The following is a 20,864-nucleotide window of genomic DNA, read 5'->3' on the forward strand; positions in this document are numbered from 1 at the left end:
GTGACCGCCCGTGCCGACAAGGTTTAACAATTGGATACGTGACGTATTCGCGCGGCCCCTTAACATGGCGGCTACGTTCATCCGTCAACGCAGACCTGACGTACGGCATACGCACAGCGCGAGGCCGGCCGGTCTGTTTCCGTTTTAAGGTAATCCGAACATGCTGATCAATTGCGCCGCCTACCAGGACGGTCGGAAGCTGGCTGACATCGACATCGATAGCATCAGCGACTACGTGGCGCGGCCCGAATGCTTCGTCTGGGTCGCGCTGAAAGACCCGGGGCCGGGCGAGCTGGCCGTGATGAAACACGAGTTCGGCCTGCACGAACTCGCGATCGAGGATGCGCAACACGGCCACCAGCGTCCGAAGATCGAGGAATACGGCGACTCGCTGTTCGCCGTGATGCACACGGTCGAGATGGACGACGACGGCGAATTGCTGATCGGCGAAGTCGACGTGTTCGTCGGGCGCAACTACGTGCTGTCGGTGCGACGCGGCACCCGCACCGGCTTTCAGAACGTGCGCGCGCGCTGCGAGCGCGAGCCGCGTCTGCTGAAAGAAGGCTCGGCCTTCGTGCTGTATGCGTTGCTCGACGACGTCGTCGATCGCTATTTCCCGATCATCGAGTCGATGAGCACCGAGATCGAGGAACTCGAAGACCGCATCTTCGACCGCAACGATTCGGCGCAGTCACGCGCGATCATCCAGGATCTTTACTCGTTGAAGCGCCGCCTCGTGATCCTGCAGCACCATATCGTGCCGCTGCAGGAAGCGGTCAGCAAATTAACCGGCGGCCGTATTCCGAGCGTCTGCGAGGGGATGCAGGCGTACTTCCGCGACGTCTACGACCATCTGGAGCGGATCGTCAGAACCATCGAAGGACGCCGCGAAATCGTCGTCACCGCGGTGCAGGTCAATCTCGGCATGATCTCGCTCGCCGAGAGCGAGGTGACCAAGCGGCTCGGTTCGTTCGCGGCGCTGTTCGCGGTGCCGACCATGATCGCCGGCATCTACGGGATGAACTTTCAGAACATCCCCGAGCTGCATTTCAGGTTCGGTTATCCGCTCTGCCTCGCGGTCATGCTGACGGTCGACCTCGTGCTGTACGTGCGCTTCCGCAAGGCGGGCTGGCTGTAGGCGGGCGCGTCCGGTCTCAGGCCGCATCGCTTCGCGTTGTCCCCGCTTGCACCCCGCGCGATAAAAGGCCAGCATAGGCGGCCCACCGGCTGCCCTGGCTTGCGGCCGGCGGCGAAATCGCCATGCACGGACCGAGCGAGGGACCCTTGCCACACGCTGCCTGCCGACGCGCCCACTCCGCGCGCCGGCCTGACGCAATCGGAGCGCCCGACATCGCCGCAGCTTCAGCGCGCCGATGCACTGCACCACCGCGGATCGTTGACATTCCGAAACGACTGCGTTGAGAATAGCCCTCGCAAACGTTTGCGCGCCACTAAAAATACGGCTCGACCCGAGCCAGAAAAACTTCGGAGATACGCATGAACCATCGCATCCGCCGTCGCATCCTTGCCGCCGCAGTGCTTGCCACCGTCAGCGCCGCCTTGCCGTTTTCCGCCGCGTACGCGCAGAACGCCCCGGCCCACAAGCCGAAGGTCGCGCTGGTGATGAAGTCGCTCGCCAACGAGTTCTTCCTGACCATGGAAACCGGCGCGAAGGAATATCAGAAACACAATCCCGGCCAGTTCGATCTGATTACCAACGGCATCAAGGACGAAACCGACACCGCGAACCAGATCCGCATCGTCGAGCAGATGATCGTCTCGAAGGTCGACGCGATCGTGCTGGCGCCGGCCGATTCTAAAGCGCTCGCGCCGGTCGTCAAGAAGGCGGTAGACGCGGGCATCATCGTCGTGAACATCGACAACCGGCTCGATCCGGACGTGCTCAAGTCGAAGGACCTGAACGTGCCGTTCGTCGGCCCGGATAACGCGAAGGGCGCGCAGCTGGTCGGCGACTATCTCGCCAAACGGCTGAAGTCGGGCGACGAAGTCGGCATCATCGAAGGCGTGTCGACCACCACCAACGCGCAGCAGCGCACGGCGGGCTTCAAGGCCGCGATGCAGACCGTCGGCGCGAAGGTCGTGTCGGTGCAATCGGGCGAATGGGAAATCGACAAGGGCAACGCGGTCGCGTCGGCGATGCTCAACGAGTACCCGAACCTGAAGGCGCTGCTCGCCGGCAACGACAACATGGCGATCGGCGCGGTCTCGGCGGTGCGCGCGGCCGGCAAGCAGGGCAAGGTGCTGGTGGTCGGCTACGACAACATCAACGCGATCAAGCCGATGCTGAAGGACGGCCGCGTGCTCGCCACCGCGGATCAATACGCGGCCAAGCAGGCCGTGTTCGGCATCGACACCGCATTGAAGGCGCTCAGCGAGCACAAGAAGCAGTCGCAGCTGTCGGGCGTGGTGGAAACGCCGGTCAGCCTCGTGACCAAGTAAGCGTGCCGGCCTGACATCGGAGTCAGCAGCGGCTCGCGGGTTCGCGCCTGGGTTGCGGCATGCCGCGACGCAGCGCGCTGCTCGCGAGCCGGCGTCTATTCAATAAACGCTCAATAAGCACTCAAGAAAACCGCCGCGCCGCCGTTAAATCCAGAGATAAGCGTCATGACGGCGGCTGTGCGGCACCGAGGATGCGTGGGCGTGAACGCCCGCGCATTGCGCGTACTGGGCCGGCATGACGCGCGGCGGCTGGGCGCGGCTTCATTCGCGTGACACGCAGGAGGCCGAGCGGCCGCCATGAAAACCAGGATCGCGATGGATTCAACCGACCACGACGCCTTGCCTGTCGTACTGTCCGTCAGCGGCATCGGCAAGACCTATGCCGAGCCGGTGCTCGCCGACGTCTCGCTGTCGCTGCGCGCCGGCGAGGTATTGGCGCTGACCGGCGAGAACGGCGCTGGCAAGAGTACGCTGTCCAAAATTATCGGTGGGCTGGTCGAGCCGACCGCGGGCACGATGCGCCTCGGCGGCGAGCCTTACGCGCCGGCCAGTCGCACCGAAGCCGAGGCGCTCGGCGTGCGCATGGTGATGCAGGAGCTGAACCTGCTGCCGACTCTGTCGGTGGCCGAGAATCTGTTCCTGAACCGGCTGCCGCGCGCGGGCGCGTTCAGCTTCGGCTGGATCGACCGCCGCAAGCTGCGCGACGACGCGCGTCACGCGATGGCGCAGGTCGGGCTCGACGCGATCGATCCCGACACGCTGGTCGGCGAGCTCGGCATCGGCCATCAGCAGATGGTGGAGATCGCGCGCAATCTGATCGACGACTGCCGCGTGCTGATCCTCGACGAGCCGACCGCGATGCTGACCGCGCGCGAAGTCGACCTGCTGTTCGAACAGATCGCGCGGCTGAAGTCGCGCGGCGTCGCGCTGGTCTACATCTCGCACCGGCTCGAGGAGCTGGCGCGGGTAGCGGGGCAAGTCGCGGTGCTGCGCGACGGGCGCCTCGTGCATGTCGACGCGATGGCCAACCTGACGAGCGAGCAGATCGTCACGTGGATGGTCGGGCGCGAACTCGGCGAGCGTATCGATCTGGGCGTGCGCAACATCGGCGCGCCGCTGCTGAGGGTCGAGCGGCTCGCGCGTGGCAAGGTGGTGCGCGACGTGTCGTTCGAAGTGCGCGCGGGCGAGATCTTCGGCGTCAGCGGGCTGATCGGCGCGGGCCGCACCGAGCTGATGCGGCTGATTTACGGCGCCGACCGCAAGGACAGCGGCACGGTCGCGCTGGCCGCGACGCCGGGCGCACCGCCCACGCCGGTGCAGATCGACTCGCCGACCGACGCGGTGCGCGCCGGTATCGCGCTGATCACCGAGGACCGCAAAGGCGAAGGCCTGCTGCTGCCGCAACCGATCGCGGCCAACGTGTCGCTCGGCAATATCGGCAGCGTCGCGCGGCACGGCATTGTCGATGCGAAGCGCGAAAACGCGCTGGCTAAAAAGCAGATCGACGCGATGCGGATTCGCAGCTCGGGGCCGGCCCAGATCGTCGGCGAGCTGTCGGGCGGCAACCAGCAGAAGGTCGTGATCGGCCGTTGGCTCGCGCGCGACTGCCGCGTGCTGTTATTCGACGAACCTACGCGCGGCATCGACGTCGGCGCGAAGTTCGATATTTATGGCTTGATGGGCGCGCTCGCTCGCGAGGGACGCGCGCTCGTCGTGGTGTCGAGCGACCTGCGCGAGCTGATGCTGATCTGCGACCGGATCGGCGTGATGTCCGCGGGCAGCATGACGGGCGTGTTCGACCGCGAGAGCTGGTCGCAGGATGCGTTGCTGGCCGCCGCGTTCGCCGGCTACCGCAGCCGCGAAGCGTTGCTGCATGCCCCCGACACCAACGAAGCAGGGAGTCTGTCATGACCGATCGATCGTTGCGCGAAGCGGCGGGCGGCAAAGAAAGCGCGAGCGGCGCAAACGCGAATGCGAACGCCAGTGTCACGCCGCCGGCCGATCCGTCGGCGCCGCTCGCGAGCGGCAAACCGGTAGGCACGCGGCTGGGCTTTTCGAACTACCTGGGTCTGGCGGGTGCGCTGCTGGCGATGATCGTGCTGTTCTCGCTGCTGAGTTCGCACTTCCTCACCTACGACACGTTCAGCACGATCGCCAACCAGATTCCGGACCTGGTGGTGATGTCGGTCGGGATGACCTTCGTGCTGATCATCGCCGGAATCGATCTGTCGGTCGGCTCGGTGCTGGCGCTGGGGGCGTCGGTGGTCAGCGTGGCCGCGCTGAAGTGGGGCTGGGGGCCGTTGCCGTCGGCGCTGCTCGGGGTCGCGGCGGCGGCGCTGACCGGCACGATCACCGGTGCGGTGACGGTGGGCTGGCGGATTCCGTCATTCATCGTGTCGCTCGGGGTGCTCGAAGCCGCACGCGGCCTGGCGTATCAGATGACCAACTCGCGCACCGCCTATATCGGCGACGCGTTCGACTTCCTGTCGAACCCGATCGCGGTCGGCATTTCGCCGGCCTTCCTGATCGCGGTCGCGGTGATGGTCATTGCGCAACTGGTGCTCACGCGCACGGTGTTCGGCCGCTATCTGGTCGGCATCGGCACCAACGAGGAAGCGGTGCGGCTCGCGGGCGTCAATCCGCGGCCGTACAAGGTGATCGTGTTCGCGCTGATGGGCGCGCTCGCCGGGCTCGCCGCGCTGTTCCAGATTTCGCGTCTCGAAGCGGCCGACCCGAACGCGGGCGTCGGGCTGGAACTGCAGGTGATCGCGGCGGTGGTGATCGGCGGCACGAGTCTGATGGGCGGGCGCGGCTCCGTAATCAGCACGTTTTTCGGCGTGCTGATCATTTCGGTGCTGGCGGCCGGGCTCGCGCAGATCGGCGCGAACGAGCCGACCAAACGCATGATCACTGGCGCGGTGATCGTGGTGGCGGTGGTGCTGGACACCTACCGGAGCCGGCGCAAGCGCGCCTGAGCCGGCGGGTGCAACGACTGGCCGCGACTGCCTCATGGGCGGTGCGGCATAGGATTTGATGAGTTGGGTCTGTCTTCGAGGAAGACGTCCGGCGGGTCGCCAGGTGGCGCGGCCGGCGAAAAAAACAGGCAGGAGAGCAACAGGTTATGGCGACGATCAAGGATGTGGCGGCCGTGGCGGGCGTGTCGTTCACGACGGTATCGCACGTGGTGAACAACTCGCGGCCAGTGTCGGCCGATGTGCGCGCGAAGGTCGAACACGCGATCCGTCAACTGCACTATGTGCCGTCGGCGGTGGCGCGCTCGTTGAAGGCGCGCGCGACGGCGACGATCGGGCTGGTGGTGCCCAACAGCACGAATCCGTATTTCGCGGAGCTGGCGCGCGGCATCGAGGACGGCTGTGCGCGCAACGGCTACTGCGTGTTCTTCTGCAACTCCGACGACGACCCGGCCAAGCAGCGCAACTATCTGCGCGTGCTGCAGGAAAAGCGTATCGACGGGTTGATCGTCGCGTCGGCCGGCGACGACGCGGTGCTCGCGCAGGCGCTCGCCGATGCGCGCGAGCCGCTGGTGATCGTGGACCGCAACATCGAAGGGCTGAACGCGGACCTCGTGCAGATCGACCACGAGAAGGGCGCTTATCTGGCGACGCGTCACCTGCTCGAACTGGGGCATGTGCGGATCGGCTGCATCACCGGGCCGGTGCAGACGGCGGTCAGCGCGATGCGGGTGCACGGCTTCATCCGCGCGATGACGGAGCGCGGCATCGAGATTCCGCCGGGGGCGATCGTCGAGAGTGATTTTTCGGGCACGGGCGGGCACCGCGGCGCGACGCAACTGTTCGACACGATCAAGCCGTCGGCGATTTTCGCGGGCAACGACATGATGGGCATTGGTGCGCTGCGCGCTGCGGCGGAACGCGGCATCAGTGTGCCGCGCGACTGCTCGATCATCGGTTTCGACGACATCGAACTGGGACGCTTCACGTATCCGGCGCTGTCGACGGTCGGGCAGTCGGTGCGTGCGCTCGGCGACATGGCCGCGCAGACGCTGATCGAGCGGATCGCCGGGGGTTCGGCGGGCAACGCGCGCGCGCCCGGACGACGGCGCGTGGTGTCGCCGCGGCTGATCTTGCGCGAATCGACCGCGACGTGGGCCGGCGCGGCGCAGCGCGATCTGGCGGCGTGACGCGGCGGGCCGCGCCGAACTGCGACGAGCGAGCGACGGGTTGGCTGAGCGAGTAATCGACTAATGGAACGCGCTCATGCGTGGCCGGCATGGCGCGACGCGGGCTGGTCGCGTACGGCCCCGGTCCGTGCGCACCGCGGTGAGCAGTCAGGGAGGTTGAAGTGGCAAGTGACGCAACGAACGCAACGAACGCAACGGACGCAACGGAGACAACGAACGCAACGCGCTCACGCGTGACCGTGGTCGGCAGCCTGAACATGGACCTGGTCGCGCGCGCGCCGCGTCTGCCCCATCCCGGCGAGACCCTCGCCGGCCGCACTTTTGCGCAGGTCGCGGGCGGCAAGGGCGGCAACCAGGCGGTCGCGGCCGCGCGGCTCGGCGCGCAGGTGTCGATGCTCGGCTGCGTCGGCGCGGACAGCAACGGCACGCAGTTGCGCGCGGGGCTCGAAGCGGAAGGAATCGACTGCGCGGCGCTCGAAACCGGCCAGGCGGCGAGCGGAGTCGCGCTGATCATCGTCGACGATGCGAGCCAGAACGCGATCGTGATCGTCGCGGGCAGTAACGGCGAGGTGACGCCTGAAACCGTTGCCCGTCACGAGGCGGTGCTGGCCGCCGCGGAGGTCGTGATCTGCCAGCTCGAAACCCCGCCCGATGCAGTCCACGCGGCGCTCGCCGCGGCGCGGCGGCTGGGCAAAACGGTGATCCTGAATCCGGCGCCGGCCACCGGGCCATTGCCGGCCGACTGGCTGCCACTGATCGACTACCTGATTCCGAACGAACTCGAAGCCGCCGCGTTGACCGGCTTGCCGGTCGACACCCCCGAGGACGCGGCCCGGGCCGCCGCCGCGCTGCGCTCGGCCGGCGCGCGCAATGTGCTGGTGACGCTCGGTGCGCGCGGCGTCGAGGCGCTGCTCGACGGCGCGACGGACGCCACGTTGTACGAAGCGCCGAAGGTCGAGGCCGTCGATACGACCGCGGCGGGCGATACGTTCATCGGCGGATTCGCGGCGCAGCTTGCGCAGGGCGCGAGCGTCGAGGCGGCGATCCGGTTCGCGCAGCGCGCGGCTGCGCTGTCGGTGACACGCGCGGGCGCGCAACCGTCGATACCGACACGCGCCGAACTCGACGCGTCGGGGTGATGGCGAAGCGCGGCGTTTGTGCCGCGCGCGAACGGTGCGGGACGGAGGGGCTTGCGGTGTCGTTTTGAGGGCGCGCCGCGTTGCGCTGGTTTCCGTTCCGTTTCTCCCGGTTTTGTGAATGCTCGCCGCAGATGCCCGCGCCGCGCGGCCATCCCGCCCCAATCACTTACCCAATCTCCGGCACCCACAGACGAAACGGGTTCGGGTCCTCGGCTCCTACTCCACCACGCTTCATTTCGCAAGCTCGTGCCGGCGGTCGGCCACCGGGCAACAGCATTCGCTCGCGCGTCGAAATCCCTTCCAACTTCTTACAATGCCTTTCTTCATACTTTATAAAGACTTCAAGTATGCGAGTGGGGGTGCCGTAAACGAGGTAATTAGAGCGCTTACTCAAAGTGCCGGAACGCAGACGCCACACGTTACACAGCGCTGCGTATGCAGCCTCTCATTGTCAAGCACAGGGAACGAACGAGCATGTTGAACAAAGGCATTACGATCAAGGCGCGGATTGGCCTCACGATGGCTTTCCTCGCCGCGCTACTGGTTGCCATCGGCGGTTTCGGTTTGGTCGGCATGAGCCGTTCGAACGACGCCTATAAGGACACCTTCACCAACGCGATGCCGAGCGCGGTCAACATCGGCAACGCGGAGTTGTACGCGGCGCGCGAGCGTCTCGCGCTCGACCGGGCCGCGTTCATGGCCGGCACCCCGGACGCCGCGCCGACGCTCGAACGCGCGCGCTCGATGCGCGCCACATCCGACATGTGGTGGAAAAAGTATCTCGACCTGCCGCGCGACGCTGGCGAAGACCGCCTCGCGCAGGACGTCGCCGCCAAACGTGACGCGTTGCATCGTGAGATGGACGCGTTCGCGGCGATCGTCGCGGCGAACGATCAGAGCAAGATGATCGATGGCGCCAAACGCCTGCAAGCAACCTACAACGACCTGGCGATCGCCGACGACGCGGTGCGCAAGCTCCAGTTCGACTCGGCCAGGAGCGGCTATGACGAGGCGCAGGGCAGTTTCGACGTGTTCCGCCTGGTCAGCCTGGGCGCGTTGGTGGTCGGCGTCGTCGCGGCGGCGCTGTCGTATCTGACGCTCAGTCGCTCGATTTCCCGGCCGCTCGGCGAAGCGCTCGGTCATTTCGACGCGATCGCCGCCGGCGATCTGCGTCGTCCGGTGGTCGTGAGTTCGCGCGACGAAATGGGGCAGTTGCTCGAAGGAATCGCCAGAATGCAGCGCAGCCTCACCGAAACGGTGCGCACCGTGAGGAGCGGCAGCGAGTCGATCGCGACGGCGACGCGTCAGATCGCGGCGGGCAATATCGATCTGTCGTCGCGGACCGAGGAGCAGGCGTCGGCGCTCCAGGAAACAGCGTCGAGCATGGAAGAGCTGACCGGCACGGTCAAGCAGAACGCCGACAACGCACGCCAGGCGAGCGCGCTCGCGGCCAACGCGTCGGAGATCGCCAATAGGGGCAGCGCGGTGGTCGGCCAGGTGGTCGGCACGATGGGCGACATCAACCAGAGCTCGGCGAAGATCGCGGACATCATTTCGATCATCGAAGGCATCGCATTCCAGACCAACATTCTCGCGCTGAACGCGGCCGTCGAAGCGGCGCGCGCCGGTGAGGAAGGCCGCGGCTTCGCGGTGGTCGCGGGCGAAGTGCGCAGCCTTGCGCAGCGCTCGTCGGCGGCGGCCAAGGAGATCAAGGAACTGATCGACACATCGGTCGAGCGGGTGCAGTCGGGCTCGGCGTTGGTCGACGAAGCGGGCCGCACGATGACCGAGATCATCGGCGCGGTGCAACGCGTGACCGACATCATGGGCGAGATCGCCGCAGCGTCGGAAGAGCAGAGCAGTGGCATCGATCAGGTCGCGCGCGCCGTCACGCAGATGGACGAGGTCACGCAGCAGAACGCGGCGCTGGTCGAGGAAGCCGCGGCGGCCGCATCGTCGCTGGAAGACCAGGCGGGCAAGCTGCGCACCGCGGTCGCGGTGTTCCAGGTCGAAGACGGCGGTTATAAGGCGCCGACCAGCGCGGCGCCGAAGCGTTCAGCCGCGCCGGTGCGCACGATTGCGGCAACTGCGCGCAAGGCGGGGTTCGCCGGTTCGTCTGCTTCGTCGGTTGCGAGGGCATCTGCCGTGACTGCGCAGGCCGCGGCCGCGCCGACCCGCACACCGGCCAAAGCTACGGCGACCGCAACGGCCAGTGGCGGTGATCAGGATTGGGAGACGTTCTAAGCGGCGGCTGCACGCGAGTCGATGCGCTCGCGCGAGCTGATGAATAGTCTCGCGCGAACGCGTTCAACGCCGCGCAACATTCATTCCCGGCGATGCATCCAGGCAAGGGACGTCGCCTCCGAATGAACTCTGCAGCCCGCGAGGCCGCGAGTGCCCAGGCATTCGCGGTCTTTTTTCATGGTGTGCGCACCAACCAACGTTTGCGTCGATAGTCCGCACCCTGGCGGGCGCCGCGATCCGGTACATTGACGGGCGCGGCCATCGCTTGCCACGGCATCATCGCTCGCGCAGCGTCGATCCGGACGCGTGAGCGCCGGTCTTCGAACGCTGCAACGCGTGGCTTCTTCCAATCCCTCACATCACCATGACCCGCCCAATGCGCCAGCCAGAAAGGACCGACATGACGCCACACGACCTCGCGCACCGCCTAGTCGAAGCGCGCCGGCAGCATCGCCCCATCGATGCGCCCGCACCCGACAGCCTGCCGCCCGATGCGGCGACCGCGTATGCGATCCAGCAGGCGGTGATCGCGGGCCTCGGCGAATCGACCGGCGCGTGGAAGATCGGCGCGCGAGCGCCGGGCGGGGCCGCCGCGGGTGCGCCGATCCCGGCGTCGCTCGTGCTGCCGTCGCCGGCGCGGGTCGCGCATGGCGATTTTTTCCGGGTGCTGGTGGAACTCGAGATCGCCTTCCGTTTCGCCGAGGCAATCGAGCCGCGCGGCCGTGCGTATGCGCGCGACGAGGTGCTCTCGAAGGTCAGCGTCGTGTTGCCCGCGATCGAGATCGTCGATAGCCGTTTCAGCGAATGGCCGAATGTCGCGCCGCTCGCGCAATTGGCCGATGCGCAGAACAACGGCGCGTTGATCACCGGCCATCCGCTCGCTTATGCGGGTCTCGCACGCGGCTTCGACTTCGTGTCGCCGGAACTGGAGCTGAGCTTCGACGGCGAGTCGCTGGTGCCGGACGCGACCGGCAATCCCGCGGGCGATCCGCGCGAACTGCTGGTGTGGTTCGTCAACCATTGCGCGGCCATGGGCATCACGATCGAGCCGGACTGGACGCTCACCACCGGTTCGTACGTCGGCGCACATAGGGTGGAGAAGCCGGGCATCGTGCGTGGCCACATTGACGGTCTTGGCGAAGTGGAGATTGAACTGACCTGAACCGAAGAACGCGTCGCTCGTATCGCGCGCCCATTACAGCACTGCCTGTTACAACACATTACGACGCTTCATTCAAACGGCTGCCCTGGGCGGCCGTTTTATTTTTGACGCATCCGCGCTCGCGGCTTTGCCGTATACACCTATGAAAACGATCCGTTGCGTTGTCGTGATTGAGATGGAAGAAGGGCAACCCTCTTGTCGACGCGGTTAATCCAAACGGTGCAGCACGCATGACTCGCGCGACGACTCACGCAGTGGGACGATGCAGCGGAACAAAACGCGCCGCGCGTTGACGAACCGCCTGACGATGTCCGCGTGGACATGTAACAGACGCGTACGCATGTCGACCGGATGCGTGTGTGGTGCGTTGAAGAAAAATGTGACCGGGCATGAAAAACGCATGACGTCTGCGCGTTCAGTGAGAAAGTGTGCGTGCGCAGACAGCATCTCCGATCGAGCAGCGGGATCGTTGGATCGCGACGATGAAGCGATGTGATGAAGTCGTGCAGGAGCACTGAGCAGCAGTGCGGTGGTCGATTGCAGCCACCTTGTGAGACCGCAATCGCTGTGATGTGAGTGCAAGATTGTAGGTGGTCGAAACTTGCTTTCCAAGTGATGAATGTCGGGATGCGGTTACGGCGCGATTTTCGCAACGTAGTCCGTGAAAAAAAATTTAAAAGGGTTTAGGATGAATTCGAGCGATGTCGTTTCCGAATAGCGCGCCGCGCACGACATCGGTCTAGACTTCGGCGAGGAGGTAGCATGGATATCTACAGCAGTTTCGCGACCCGCTTCGAGAAAACGCGAGAAGATGAACTCTCGCTCGAGGAGTACCTCGCGCTCTGCAAAGACAATCCCGCCGCGTACGCCACGGCTGGCGAACGCATGTTGACGGCAATCGGTGAACCGGAACAGATCGACACTCGCAACGATCCGCGCCTGTCGCGCATCTTCGCGAACAAGGTCATCAAGGTATACCCCGCATTCCGTGAGTTCTACGGAATGGAAGAGGTGATCGAGCAGGTGGTCGCCTACTTCCGGCACTCGGCCCAGGGGCTCGAAGAAAAGAAGCAGATTCTGTATCTGTTGGGCCCGGTCGGCGGCGGCAAATCGTCGATCGCGGAACGTCTGAAGCAACTCATGGAACGCGTGCCGTTTTACGCGATCAAGGGTTCGCCTGTGAACGAGTCGCCTCTCGGTCTGTTCGACTATGAGGAGGACGGCCCGATTCTCGAAGAACAATACGGCATTCCACGCCGCTACCTGAAAAGCATCCTCAGTCCGTGGGCCGTCAAACGCCTGCACGAATACAACGGCGACATCCGCAAATTCCGCGTGGTGCGTCGCTACCCGTCGATCCTTCGCCAGATCGGTATCGCCAAGACCGAGCCGGGCGACGAGAACAATCAGGATATCTCGTCACTGGTCGGCAAGGTCGACATCCGCAAGCTCGAACAGTATGCGCAGGACGACGCCGACGCGTACAGCTACTCCGGTGGCCTGTGTCTCGCGAATCAGGGCCTGCTCGAATTCGTCGAAATGTTCAAGGCGCCGATCAAGGTCCTGCATCCGTTGCTGACTGCAACCCAGGAAGGCAACTTCAAGGGCACGGAAGGCTTCGGTGCGATTCCGTTCGACGGCGTGATCCTCGCTCACTCGAACGAGTCGGAGTGGAAGGCGTTCCGCAATAACCGCAACAACGAAGCACTGCTCGACCGGATCTTCGTTGTGAAGGTGCCGTACTGCCTGCGCTACGGCGAAGAGGTCAAGATCTACGAGAAGCTGCTGCGTAACTCGTCGCTGGCGAACGCGGTGTGCGCACCGGGCACGTTGAAGATGATGGCGCAGATGTCGGTGCTCACGCGCTTGCAGGAACCGGAGAATTCCAGCCTGTTCTCGAAGATGCAGGTCTACGACGGCGAGAATCTGAAGGACACCGATCCGAAGGCCAAGTCGTATCAGGAGTATCGCGACTTCGCGGGCGTGGATGAAGGGATGACCGGCGTGTCGACCCGCTTCGCGTTCAAGATCATGTCGCGCGTGTTCAACTTCGATTCGACCGAGGTCGCGGCCAATCCGGTGCACCTGATGTACGTGCTCGAACAGCAGATCGAACGCGAGCAGTTCCCGCCGGAAACCGAGCAGAAGTATCTGTCCTTCATCAAGGACGTGCTTGCGTCGCGCTATGCGGAGTTCATCGGCAAGGAGATTCAGACCGCGTATCTGGAGTCGTATTCGGAGTACGGTCAGAACATCTTCGATCGCTATGTGACGTACGCGGACTTCTGGATTCAGGATCAGGAGTTCCGCGACCACGACACCGGCGAGAGCTTCGACCGCGCGGCGCTGAACGCCGAACTGGAGAAGATCGAGAAGCCTGCGGGCATCAGTAATCCGAAGGACTTCCGCAACGAGATCGTGAACTTCGTGCTGCGTGCGCGTGCTGCCAATGGCGGGAAAAATCCTGCGTGGGTCAGTTACGAAAAGCTGCGCGTCGTGATCGAAAAGAAGATGTTCTCGAACACGGAGGAACTGCTGCCGGTGATCTCGTTCAACGCCAAGGGCTCGGCGGAAGAGCAGCGCAAGCACGAAGATTTCGTCAATCGCATGGTGACGAAGGGCTATACGCCGAAGCAGGTGCGCCTGCTGTGTGACTGGTATCTGCGCGTGCGCAAATCGTCGTGATGCGCATGGCGTGCCGCCCGCGCGCTGGAAACGCGCGGGCACCTTGCGAGGCGCGGGCTGTCTGGACATAGAGCGTTGCTGGCATTGCGCCAGGCGGCGTGCGTCTCGCGCACCGGAAATAGTAGTGCAGTGCATGGGATCGAAGTAGGCTCTCAAGCGCGAACTCTAATCGGCATGCTTTGCATGTGATCGGGTAGCGCTAAAGCGCTACCTCTCGTCGACTTGCTCTGCATGGGGTCGGGGTGAGCGCTAAAGCGCTAACGCCGACCGACACGGGAGACCGGGCGTGCTTCATCAAATCATCGACCGCAGGTTGGCAGGCAAGAACAAGAGCATTGCAAATCGCGAGCGTTTTTTGCGTCGCGTCAAAAACTACATTCGTCGCGCCGTTTCGGAAGCGGTACGCGATCGCAGCATTAAAGACATCCAGAACACCCAGAGCATTACGATTCCGCGCAAGGACATTGCGGAACCGTCGTTCCGACATGGCCCGGGCGGCAAGCGGGAAATGGTGCATCCGGGCAACTCGGACTATATCCGCGGCGACAAGATTCAGCGCCCACAAGGGGGCGGCGGTGGAGGCGGGGGCAATCAGGCCAGCAACGAAGGAGAAGGTCAGGACGACTTCGTGTTCGAACTGAGCCGCGAAGAATTCATGCAGTACTTCTTCGACGACCTCGAACTGCCGCGTCTCGTCAAAACCCATCTGATGGCGGTGCCCACGTGGAAAAGCATCCGCGCGGGCTGGGCCGCCGAAGGCACGCCGAACAACATCGACGTGGTCCGTTCGTTGCGCAGCGCGCTCGGCCGGCGCATCGCGCTCGGTGCGCCGCTCGTCAACCAGCTGCACGAAATGGAACGGCAGCTCGAAGCGATGAAGGCCGATCCCGCCGATCGCCGCGACGAGATCAAGCTGCTCGAAGAGGAAATCCATCATTTGCGCGGCCGCATCTGGCGGATTCCGTTCATCGATCCGTTCGATCTGCGCTACGTGAACCGCGTGAAGCAGCCCACACCGTCGAGCCAGGCCGTGATGTTCTGTCTGATGGATGTGTCCGGTTCGATGGACGAGCAACGCAAGGACCTCGCCAAGCGCTTCTTCATTCTGTTGTATCTGTTCCTGAAGCGTAACTACGAGAAAATCGAAGTGGTCTTCATTCGCCACCACACACGCGCCGAAGAGGTCGATGAAGACACGTTCTTCCATTCGACCGAAAGCGGCGGTACGGTGGTGTCGAGCGCGCTCGAACTGATGCAGAAGGTGATGGACGAGCGCTACTCGCCGACTGAATGGAATATTTACGGGGCGCAGGCTTCGGACGGCGACAACTGGACCGACGACTCGCCGAAGTGCCGCAAGATACTCTCGGATGACATCCTGGAGAAGGTGCGCTATTTTGCGTATATTCAGGTCACGCCCGAAGAGCAGAACCTGTGGCTCGAATATGCGCAGCTCGCGCTGAGCCAGCCGCATATGGCGATGAAAAAGGTCGAAACCGCGGCCGATATTTATCCGGTATTTCGCGAGCTGTTTGAAAAGCAGGTGGCGTCTTCATGACGGACAAGCACCTGCACGACGAAGCGCGCGTTGCGGCAGACAATGCCTCGATGCAGCGCGGAAAAGGCGTGCCGCAGCGACAGTCGGGGCATGCCGAGGCCGGAGCGGACCATCCAGGCGCCGCCGCGGCCGGAGCAGTCGACAGCGCAGCAGCACGGGGACACACCGGAACGCCCTCTGAGGGGCAAAGGGAAGTCCGTATGAACGTAGCCGATAGACGGCCTCTGCCGTGCCCGTCCGACTGGACCTTCGAATTGATCGAAGAGTACGACTCGCATATTGCCCGTGTTGCGGAGCAATATGAACTCGACGTGTATCCGATCCAGCTCGAACTGATCAGCGCCGAACAGATGATGGATGCGTACGCGTCCGTCGGTATGCCGGTGAACTACCGTCACTGGTCGTTCGGCAAACACTTTCTCTCCACCGAAAAAAGCTACCGTCGCGGGCAGATGGGGCTGGCGTATGAGATCGTCATCAATTCGAATCCCTGCATCGCGTATCTGATGGAAGAGAACACGATGACGATGCAGGCACTCGTCATCGCGCATGCGGCCTACGGGCACAACTCGTTCTTCAAGGGCAACTATCTGTTCAAGCTGTGGACGGATGCGCACGCGATCATCGACTACCTCGTCTACGCGAAGAACTACATCGCGGAGTGCGAGGAGCGCTTCGGGCTCGACCGTGTCGAAGAACTGCTCGATTCGTGTCATGCGTTGATGAATTACGGCGTGGACCGTTACAAGCGTCCGCAGAAGCTGTCGCTCGAGAAGGAATTCGCCGCGCGCCGCGAGCGCGAGGCCTATCTGCAATCTCAGGTGAACGAACTGTGGCGCACGCTACCCACGCGCCATACGCCGCTGCCGGAGGAAATCGAGGAGCGTTATCCGCCGGAGCCGCAGGAAAACCTGCTGTATTTCGCGGAGAAAAACGCGCCGCTGCTGGAACCGTGGGAGCGCGAGGTGATCCGCATCGTGCGCAAGGTCGGCCAGTACTTCTATCCGCAACGGCAGACCCAGGTGATGAATGAAGGTTGGGCGACCTTCTGGCATTACACGCTGCTCAACACGATGTACAACCAGGGCAAGCTGGAAGACGGCTTCATGATGGAGTTTCTCCATTCGCACAGCAACGTCGTTTATCAGCCGCCGGTGACGAAGCCGTATTACAGCGGTATCAATCCGTACGCGCTCGGCTTTTCGATGATGAGCGACATTCGCCGGATCTGCGAAGCGCCGACGGACGAAGACCGCCGCTGGTTCCCGGAACTGGCGGGCAGTCCGTGGCTGCCGGCGATGCACTACGCGATGCGCAACTTCAAGGACGAGAGCTTCGTCGCGCAGTATCTGTCGCCGCATCTGATCCGCGAAATGCGCCTGTTCTCCGTGCTCGACGACGACATGCGCGATGCGCTCGAGGTGTCGGCGATTCACGACGACAGCGGCTATCAGTACGTGCGCCAGGCGTTGTCGCGGCAGTACGACATGCATCATCGTGAGCCGAACATTCAGGTGTGGGCGGTGAACACGCGCGGCGACCGCAGTCTGACGCTGCGCCACTTCATGAGCGACAACCGGCATCTGTCGTCGGATAGCGACGAGGTGCTCAAGCACATGGCGCGCTTGTGGCAGTTCGACGTGTATCTGGAAAGCGTCGACGAGAATGGCACGGTGCGCAAGCGCTATGAGTGCCGGTACGTGCCGCCTGCGGTGAGAGTCTGAGGTGTGAGGGTTGTGACGCACGCCGAAGCAGCAGCGGCCGGTTGAAAATCGTCCTGAGTCCGTTCGAAGCCCCCGTCAGTCGCGAGACTGGCGGGGGTTTTTCTTTTTCGCCTGAGTCGGCCCCGCGAACGACGCGCGCGCGAAAACGAACCCGCCCGCGCCTCCGTCGTCAAGAGGGGGCTAACAAACACCCATCTACCCCTTGCAATTCTGTAAAATTCGCGCACGCACGTGGCGAGCATCTCGCGACGCGCGTTGTGAAGGCGGCGACACGACCGCCATCTTCGTTTCAAGACAAGGACAGACACCAGCAATGACCGACCTAACCGACCAATCCGTGGCTTCGGCTCACGACACACGGCGCCGCATCTTCGCGATCGTTGGCGCTTCATCGGGCAATCTCGTCGAGTGGTTCGACTTTTACGTCTACTCGTTCACCGCGTTGTATTTCGCGCCGGCGTTCTTCCCGAGCGGCAACACCACCACGCAGCTGCTCAACACGGCGGGCGTGTTCGCGGCGGGCTTCCTGATGCGTCCCATCGGCGGCTGGTTCTTCGGCCGCCTCGCCGACAAGCGTGGCCGTCGAACCGCGATGATGGTCTCGGTGTTCATGATGTGCGGCGGCTCGCTCGTGATCGCGATGCTGCCCACGTATGCGCAGATCGGCGCACTCGCGCCGACGCTGCTGCTGGTCGCGCGGCTGTTCCAGGGCTTGTCGGTGGGCGGCGAATACGGCACCAGCGCGACCTACATGAGTGAGGTCGCGCTCAAGGGCCGACGCGGTTTCTTCGCGTCGTTCCAGTACGTGACGCTGATCGGCGGCCAGTTGTGTGCGCTGCTGGTGATCGTGATTCTGCAGCAGACGCTGTCGCCGGAGGAAATCAAGGCGTGGGGCTGGCGCGTGCCGTTCGTGATCGGCGCGATTGCCGCGTTGATCGCGCTGTATCTGCGTAAATCGCTCGACGAAACCACCACCGCGGCGACGCGTCAGCGCAAGGAAGCGGGCACGCTGCGCGGCTTGTGGGTGCACAAGGGCGCGTTCATGACGGTGCTCGGCTTCACGGCCGGTGGCTCGCTGATTTTCTACACGTTCACGACCTACATGCAGAAGTACCTCGTCAACACGGCGGGCATGCAGACGAAGACGGCAAGCTCGGTCATGACCGCGGCGCTGTTCGTTTACATGCTGATGCAGCCGGCGTTCGGCGCGCTGTCGGACCGGATCGGCCGTCGTCGCTCGATGCTGCTGTTCGGCCTGTTTGCGACAATCGGCACGGTGCCGCTGCTGCACGCGCTGAAAGACGTGACGAACCCGTATGCGGCCTTCGGCTTTGTCGTGCTCGCGCTCGCGATCGTCAGTTTCTACACGTCGATCAGCGGACTGATCAAGGCGGAAATGTTCCCGCCGGAAGTGCGCGCGCTTGGCGTGGGCCTGTCGTACGCGGTGGCCAATGCGATCTTCGGCGGCTCGGCGGAATACGTGGCGCTGTGGCTGAAGTCCGTCGGCGTCGAGACGATGTTCTTTTGGTACGTCACGGGGATGTGCGCGATCGCCGGCCTCGTGGCGCTGCGTATGCGCGATCCGTCGACCGAAGGGTATCTGCGTCACGAGCCTTGAGCGCGTACACGATGCATGGACCGCACGCGTGATGGCGCGTGGGTGAAAAGCGGCGGCCTGGGGGCGACCTGGCCGCCGTTTTTTATTGCATCGTCGATGTGACGTGACGCATCACGATGTGTTCAAACGTTCATGGGTAGACCCGCTCGCTCAACCCACCACGATCTCCGTGCCCCACGCATGCAGCAGATCGCGCAGCGCTTCGGCCTGTGCCATCTTCGCGCCGCTGCGCAAATGAATCTGCAGCGCGCGGCCGGCGATGCCGTCGACCGGCTGCGCCAGCCACAACTCCACCGCAAGTCCCAATCCTTCCGGTTGATTGACGACGACAGGTTCGATCACACGCGGCTTGAAACAGGCACTGTCGGACATGGCGAATCACCTCCGGGCTGATGATGGTCGGTGTCCATCGTAATCAGCGTCGTGCGTGGGACCAAGCAACAAATACGTGTTTGCAAAGCAGAGGATGCTTAGCAGCAAACGCGGTTAGGCCGCGGCCAGCGTCAGCGACACCCTCACACCGGCTCCGATCGATCCGTCACAAGCTCGTTGACCAATTCTTTGACCACGGCGGCCGGGTCGACCGCAACCGCAGGCGCGGCAGCGACCGCGGCAACGGCAGCCGCCGCGACCGCCTGGTGCCTGGCACTCAGCGCCGCACGCGCAAGCATCAGAAGGTGGTAATAGAAGCGCGCACTGAGTCCGTAGTTGTACGCGTGCAGATGTGCGAGCGCGATCTTGAACCCCGTCAACGCCTGCCGGTTCCGCGCATGCACCGAGACGACGATCGGCGCGAGCCGCCGCAATGCCAGCGTGCGCGACGGCTCCAGTTGCGGTGGCAGTTGCAACGCCTTCACGAACGCAAACGCGCTGACCGTCGCCGCGATCGCGGTGCCGCGCGTACTGTGCGAAATCGAAGTCGCGGTCTTGCGATACACCGACACATAGTCGTGCAGATAAAACACCTCGCGCGCCGCAAGACACAGCTCGGTGCCGAATACGAAATCGCAGCACATGCCGTATTGATCGCTATAGCCGATCTGCTTCACGAGACGGGCGTTGGCCATCCAGCCGTTGTTCGGGAACATCTGGACCAGCCCGGTTCGGCCCGCGAGCGGCTGCAGACCCTCGACTTCCTTCGTACGCCGGAACGCCGCGTTCAGCCGCGTGCTCGCAGCGAAGTCGATGGCGCCGCTGTGATCGGCTTCGTACTGATCGCCGAAAGCCGCATCGAGTTGCGGATAGCGGGTCCACAGCGACACGAGTTTCTCGACGCCGTCGGTGGTGAGCAGATCGTCGTCGTGGATCAGCAGGATCTTGTCGCCACTTGCGCGTTCGAACAGGCTCGCGACGTTGCGCGCCTGGCCGAGCGGCGGCTGATTCAACGTGTAGCGCACGCGCGGCTCCTGTCCATAGCGGGCCGCGATCAATTTCTGCGTGCGGGTGTCTTTCGAATCGTCGCCGATCACGATTTCCAGATTGCCGTAGCTCTGCCCGAGGCACGAGTCGATGCATGCCGCGATCAGCTCAGGGCGATTGCAGGTCGGCAGGCAGATGGAGACTTTAGCGGGACTCGGAGAGGTCGGAGAGATGGACATGGGCGTCGCCTTTTTTATCGATTAAGGGGCGGCAGCCGGTTCGCTTCGCGCGCACGTCGCTGCAAGCAGCAAAATAGTCCAATGCGCGGAAAAAATAATCGGTAAAAATCAGGAAGAAATGTTTGGCTTCCGAAAGGCTGTGGTACGGAAAAATTTACGCGGCTTCACTGCTCCGACGCAGCAAAGCCGCCTTAAAAAATTGGGCTTATTTTTTAACCGACCGGCGGCTCGCCCTCGCCGGGCTTGGTGCCGGGACGGTCCGCGGGCGACTGCTTGCGGTCTTCGTCCTCGCGCTCGGGCAGCTTGCTCTTTTCGTTGTCGCTGTGTTTGACCGGCTGCGGATGTTCGAGGTCAGCGGGTTTGTCCGGGGCCTGTTCCTTGGTGTCGCTCATTGCCGCTCTCCTGGTTGGATGACAACTTGAGCGCAGCAAGGCGCGGGCCCGCTGCCGGGCCGTGGTCGTGCCGCGGTGATGCGGTCATTCGCGCCACAGCCTGATGCAACCGGATCACGCAG

Annotated in this window: 15 protein-coding genes; 12 read left to right on the forward strand and 3 right to left on the reverse strand. The window is 63.7% G+C overall.

Annotated features, from left to right (window positions below; translation table 11 throughout):
- The first annotated feature begins 160 nt into the window (after positions 1-160).
- The 12 genes from corA to BGI01S_RS06190 all read left to right on the forward strand — a co-directional run bounded on the left by corA (position 161) and on the right by BGI01S_RS06190 (position 18,752).
- The gene (corA, locus tag BGI01S_RS06130) at positions 161-1,138 is read left to right on the forward strand and encodes a magnesium/cobalt transporter CorA (protein WP_042323304.1); all 978 of its coding nucleotides are present in this window, start codon (positions 161-163) and stop codon (positions 1,136-1,138) included.
- Positions 1,139-1,497: 359 nt separating this feature from the next.
- Positions 1,498-2,460, forward strand: a complete 963-nt coding sequence (locus tag BGI01S_RS06135; RefSeq protein WP_042323306.1) for a sugar ABC transporter substrate-binding protein — start codon at positions 1,498-1,500, stop codon at positions 2,458-2,460.
- A gap of 315 nt (positions 2,461-2,775) precedes the next feature.
- Entirely contained in the window at positions 2,776-4,371 is a 1,596-nt protein-coding gene (locus tag BGI01S_RS06140) for a sugar ABC transporter ATP-binding protein (RefSeq protein ID WP_042324449.1), read from the forward strand.
- Positions 4,368-5,435, forward strand: a complete 1,068-nt coding sequence (locus BGI01S_RS06145) for an ABC transporter permease (protein ID WP_042323307.1) — start codon at positions 4,368-4,370, stop codon at positions 5,433-5,435. The genes BGI01S_RS06140 and BGI01S_RS06145 overlap by 4 nt, the downstream gene beginning before the upstream one ends.
- A 146-nt stretch (positions 5,436-5,581) precedes the next feature.
- Positions 5,582-6,622 (forward strand): LacI family DNA-binding transcriptional regulator, encoded by a 1,041-nt coding sequence (locus BGI01S_RS06150; RefSeq protein WP_042323309.1) that lies wholly within the window; start codon positions 5,582-5,584, stop codon positions 6,620-6,622.
- A gap of 233 nt (positions 6,623-6,855) precedes the next feature.
- Positions 6,856-7,761 (forward strand): ribokinase, encoded by a 906-nt coding sequence (gene rbsK, locus BGI01S_RS06155; RefSeq protein WP_084585285.1) that lies wholly within the window; start codon positions 6,856-6,858, stop codon positions 7,759-7,761.
- A gap of 474 nt (positions 7,762-8,235) precedes the next feature.
- Positions 8,236-10,005: a methyl-accepting chemotaxis protein gene (locus BGI01S_RS06160; RefSeq protein WP_042323311.1), complete on the forward strand. Its 1,770-nt coding sequence runs from the start codon at positions 8,236-8,238 to the stop codon at positions 10,003-10,005.
- A gap of 400 nt (positions 10,006-10,405) precedes the next feature.
- On the forward strand, positions 10,406-11,167 hold the full coding sequence (locus BGI01S_RS06165) for a hydratase (protein WP_042323313.1): 762 nt from the start codon (positions 10,406-10,408) through the stop codon (positions 11,165-11,167).
- Positions 11,168-11,929: 762 nt separating this feature from the next.
- Positions 11,930-13,852 carry a PrkA family serine protein kinase gene (locus BGI01S_RS06175; RefSeq protein ID WP_042323317.1) on the forward strand — a complete coding sequence of 641 codons (1,923 nt, stop codon included), beginning with the start codon at positions 11,930-11,932 and terminating at the stop codon, positions 13,850-13,852.
- A gap of 286 nt (positions 13,853-14,138) precedes the next feature.
- Positions 14,139-15,410, forward strand: coding sequence for a YeaH/YhbH family protein (locus BGI01S_RS06180; RefSeq protein WP_042323319.1), 1,272 nt, complete (start codon positions 14,139-14,141; stop codon positions 15,408-15,410).
- The gene (locus tag BGI01S_RS06185; RefSeq protein WP_042323321.1) at positions 15,407-17,134 is read left to right on the forward strand and encodes a SpoVR family protein; all 1,728 of its coding nucleotides are present in this window, start codon (positions 15,407-15,409) and stop codon (positions 17,132-17,134) included. The genes BGI01S_RS06180 and BGI01S_RS06185 overlap by 4 nt, the downstream gene beginning before the upstream one ends.
- Positions 17,135-17,447: 313 nt before the next feature.
- Positions 17,448-18,752 (forward strand): MFS family transporter, encoded by a 1,305-nt coding sequence (locus BGI01S_RS06190; protein WP_042323323.1) that lies wholly within the window; start codon positions 17,448-17,450, stop codon positions 18,750-18,752.
- Positions 18,753-18,902: 150 nt separating this feature from the next.
- Here BGI01S_RS06190 and BGI01S_RS06195 read toward each other — a convergent pair whose 3' ends face one another.
- From BGI01S_RS06195 to BGI01S_RS06205, 3 genes are all read right to left on the reverse strand, one after another.
- Positions 18,903-19,124 carry a hypothetical protein gene (locus BGI01S_RS06195; RefSeq protein WP_042323325.1) on the reverse strand — a complete coding sequence of 74 codons (222 nt, stop codon included), beginning with the start codon at positions 19,122-19,124 and terminating at the stop codon, positions 18,903-18,905.
- Positions 19,125-19,267: 143 nt separating this feature from the next.
- Complete coding sequence (locus BGI01S_RS06200; protein ID WP_042323327.1) at positions 19,268-20,350, reverse strand: glycosyltransferase family 2 protein; 1,083 nt, start codon at positions 20,348-20,350, stop codon at positions 19,268-19,270.
- 212 nt (positions 20,351-20,562) lie between these two features.
- Positions 20,563-20,742: a hypothetical protein gene (locus tag BGI01S_RS06205; RefSeq protein WP_042323328.1), complete on the reverse strand. Its 180-nt coding sequence runs from the start codon at positions 20,740-20,742 to the stop codon at positions 20,563-20,565.
- Between the last annotated feature and the right edge of the window lie 122 nt (positions 20,743-20,864).

Origin of the sequence: Paraburkholderia ginsengisoli NBRC 100965, assembly GCF_000739735.1 — a bacterium.
Classification (GTDB): domain Bacteria; phylum Pseudomonadota; class Gammaproteobacteria; order Burkholderiales; family Burkholderiaceae; genus Paraburkholderia; species Paraburkholderia ginsengisoli.

Excerpts from the sequence above, each read along its gene's own strand:
- BGI01S_RS06145 (WP_042323307.1), top strand. The coding sequence starts at position 4,368 with ATGACCGATCGATCGTTGCGCGAAGCGGCGGGCGGCAAAGAAAGCGCG.
- corA (WP_042323304.1), top strand. The coding sequence starts at position 161 with ATGCTGATCAATTGCGCCGCCTACCAGGACGGTCGGAAGCTGGCTGAC.
- BGI01S_RS06135 (WP_042323306.1), top strand. The coding sequence starts at position 1,498 with ATGAACCATCGCATCCGCCGTCGCATCCTTGCCGCCGCAGTGCTTGCC.
- BGI01S_RS06205 (WP_042323328.1), bottom strand. The coding sequence starts at position 20,742 with ATGAGCGACACCAAGGAACAGGCCCCGGACAAACCCGCTGACCTCGAA.
- BGI01S_RS06195 (WP_042323325.1), bottom strand. The coding sequence starts at position 19,124 with ATGTCCGACAGTGCCTGTTTCAAGCCGCGTGTGATCGAACCTGTCGTC.
- BGI01S_RS06190 (WP_042323323.1), top strand. The coding sequence starts at position 17,448 with ATGACCGACCTAACCGACCAATCCGTGGCTTCGGCTCACGACACACGG.
- BGI01S_RS06200 (WP_042323327.1), bottom strand. The coding sequence starts at position 20,350 with ATGTCCATCTCTCCGACCTCTCCGAGTCCCGCTAAAGTCTCCATCTGC.
- BGI01S_RS06150 (WP_042323309.1), top strand. The coding sequence starts at position 5,582 with ATGGCGACGATCAAGGATGTGGCGGCCGTGGCGGGCGTGTCGTTCACG.
- BGI01S_RS06140 (WP_042324449.1), top strand. The coding sequence starts at position 2,776 with ATGGATTCAACCGACCACGACGCCTTGCCTGTCGTACTGTCCGTCAGC.
- BGI01S_RS06185 (WP_042323321.1), top strand. The coding sequence starts at position 15,407 with ATGACGGACAAGCACCTGCACGACGAAGCGCGCGTTGCGGCAGACAAT.
- BGI01S_RS06160 (WP_042323311.1), top strand. The coding sequence starts at position 8,236 with ATGTTGAACAAAGGCATTACGATCAAGGCGCGGATTGGCCTCACGATG.
- BGI01S_RS06175 (WP_042323317.1), top strand. The coding sequence starts at position 11,930 with ATGGATATCTACAGCAGTTTCGCGACCCGCTTCGAGAAAACGCGAGAA.
- BGI01S_RS06165 (WP_042323313.1), top strand. The coding sequence starts at position 10,406 with ATGACGCCACACGACCTCGCGCACCGCCTAGTCGAAGCGCGCCGGCAG.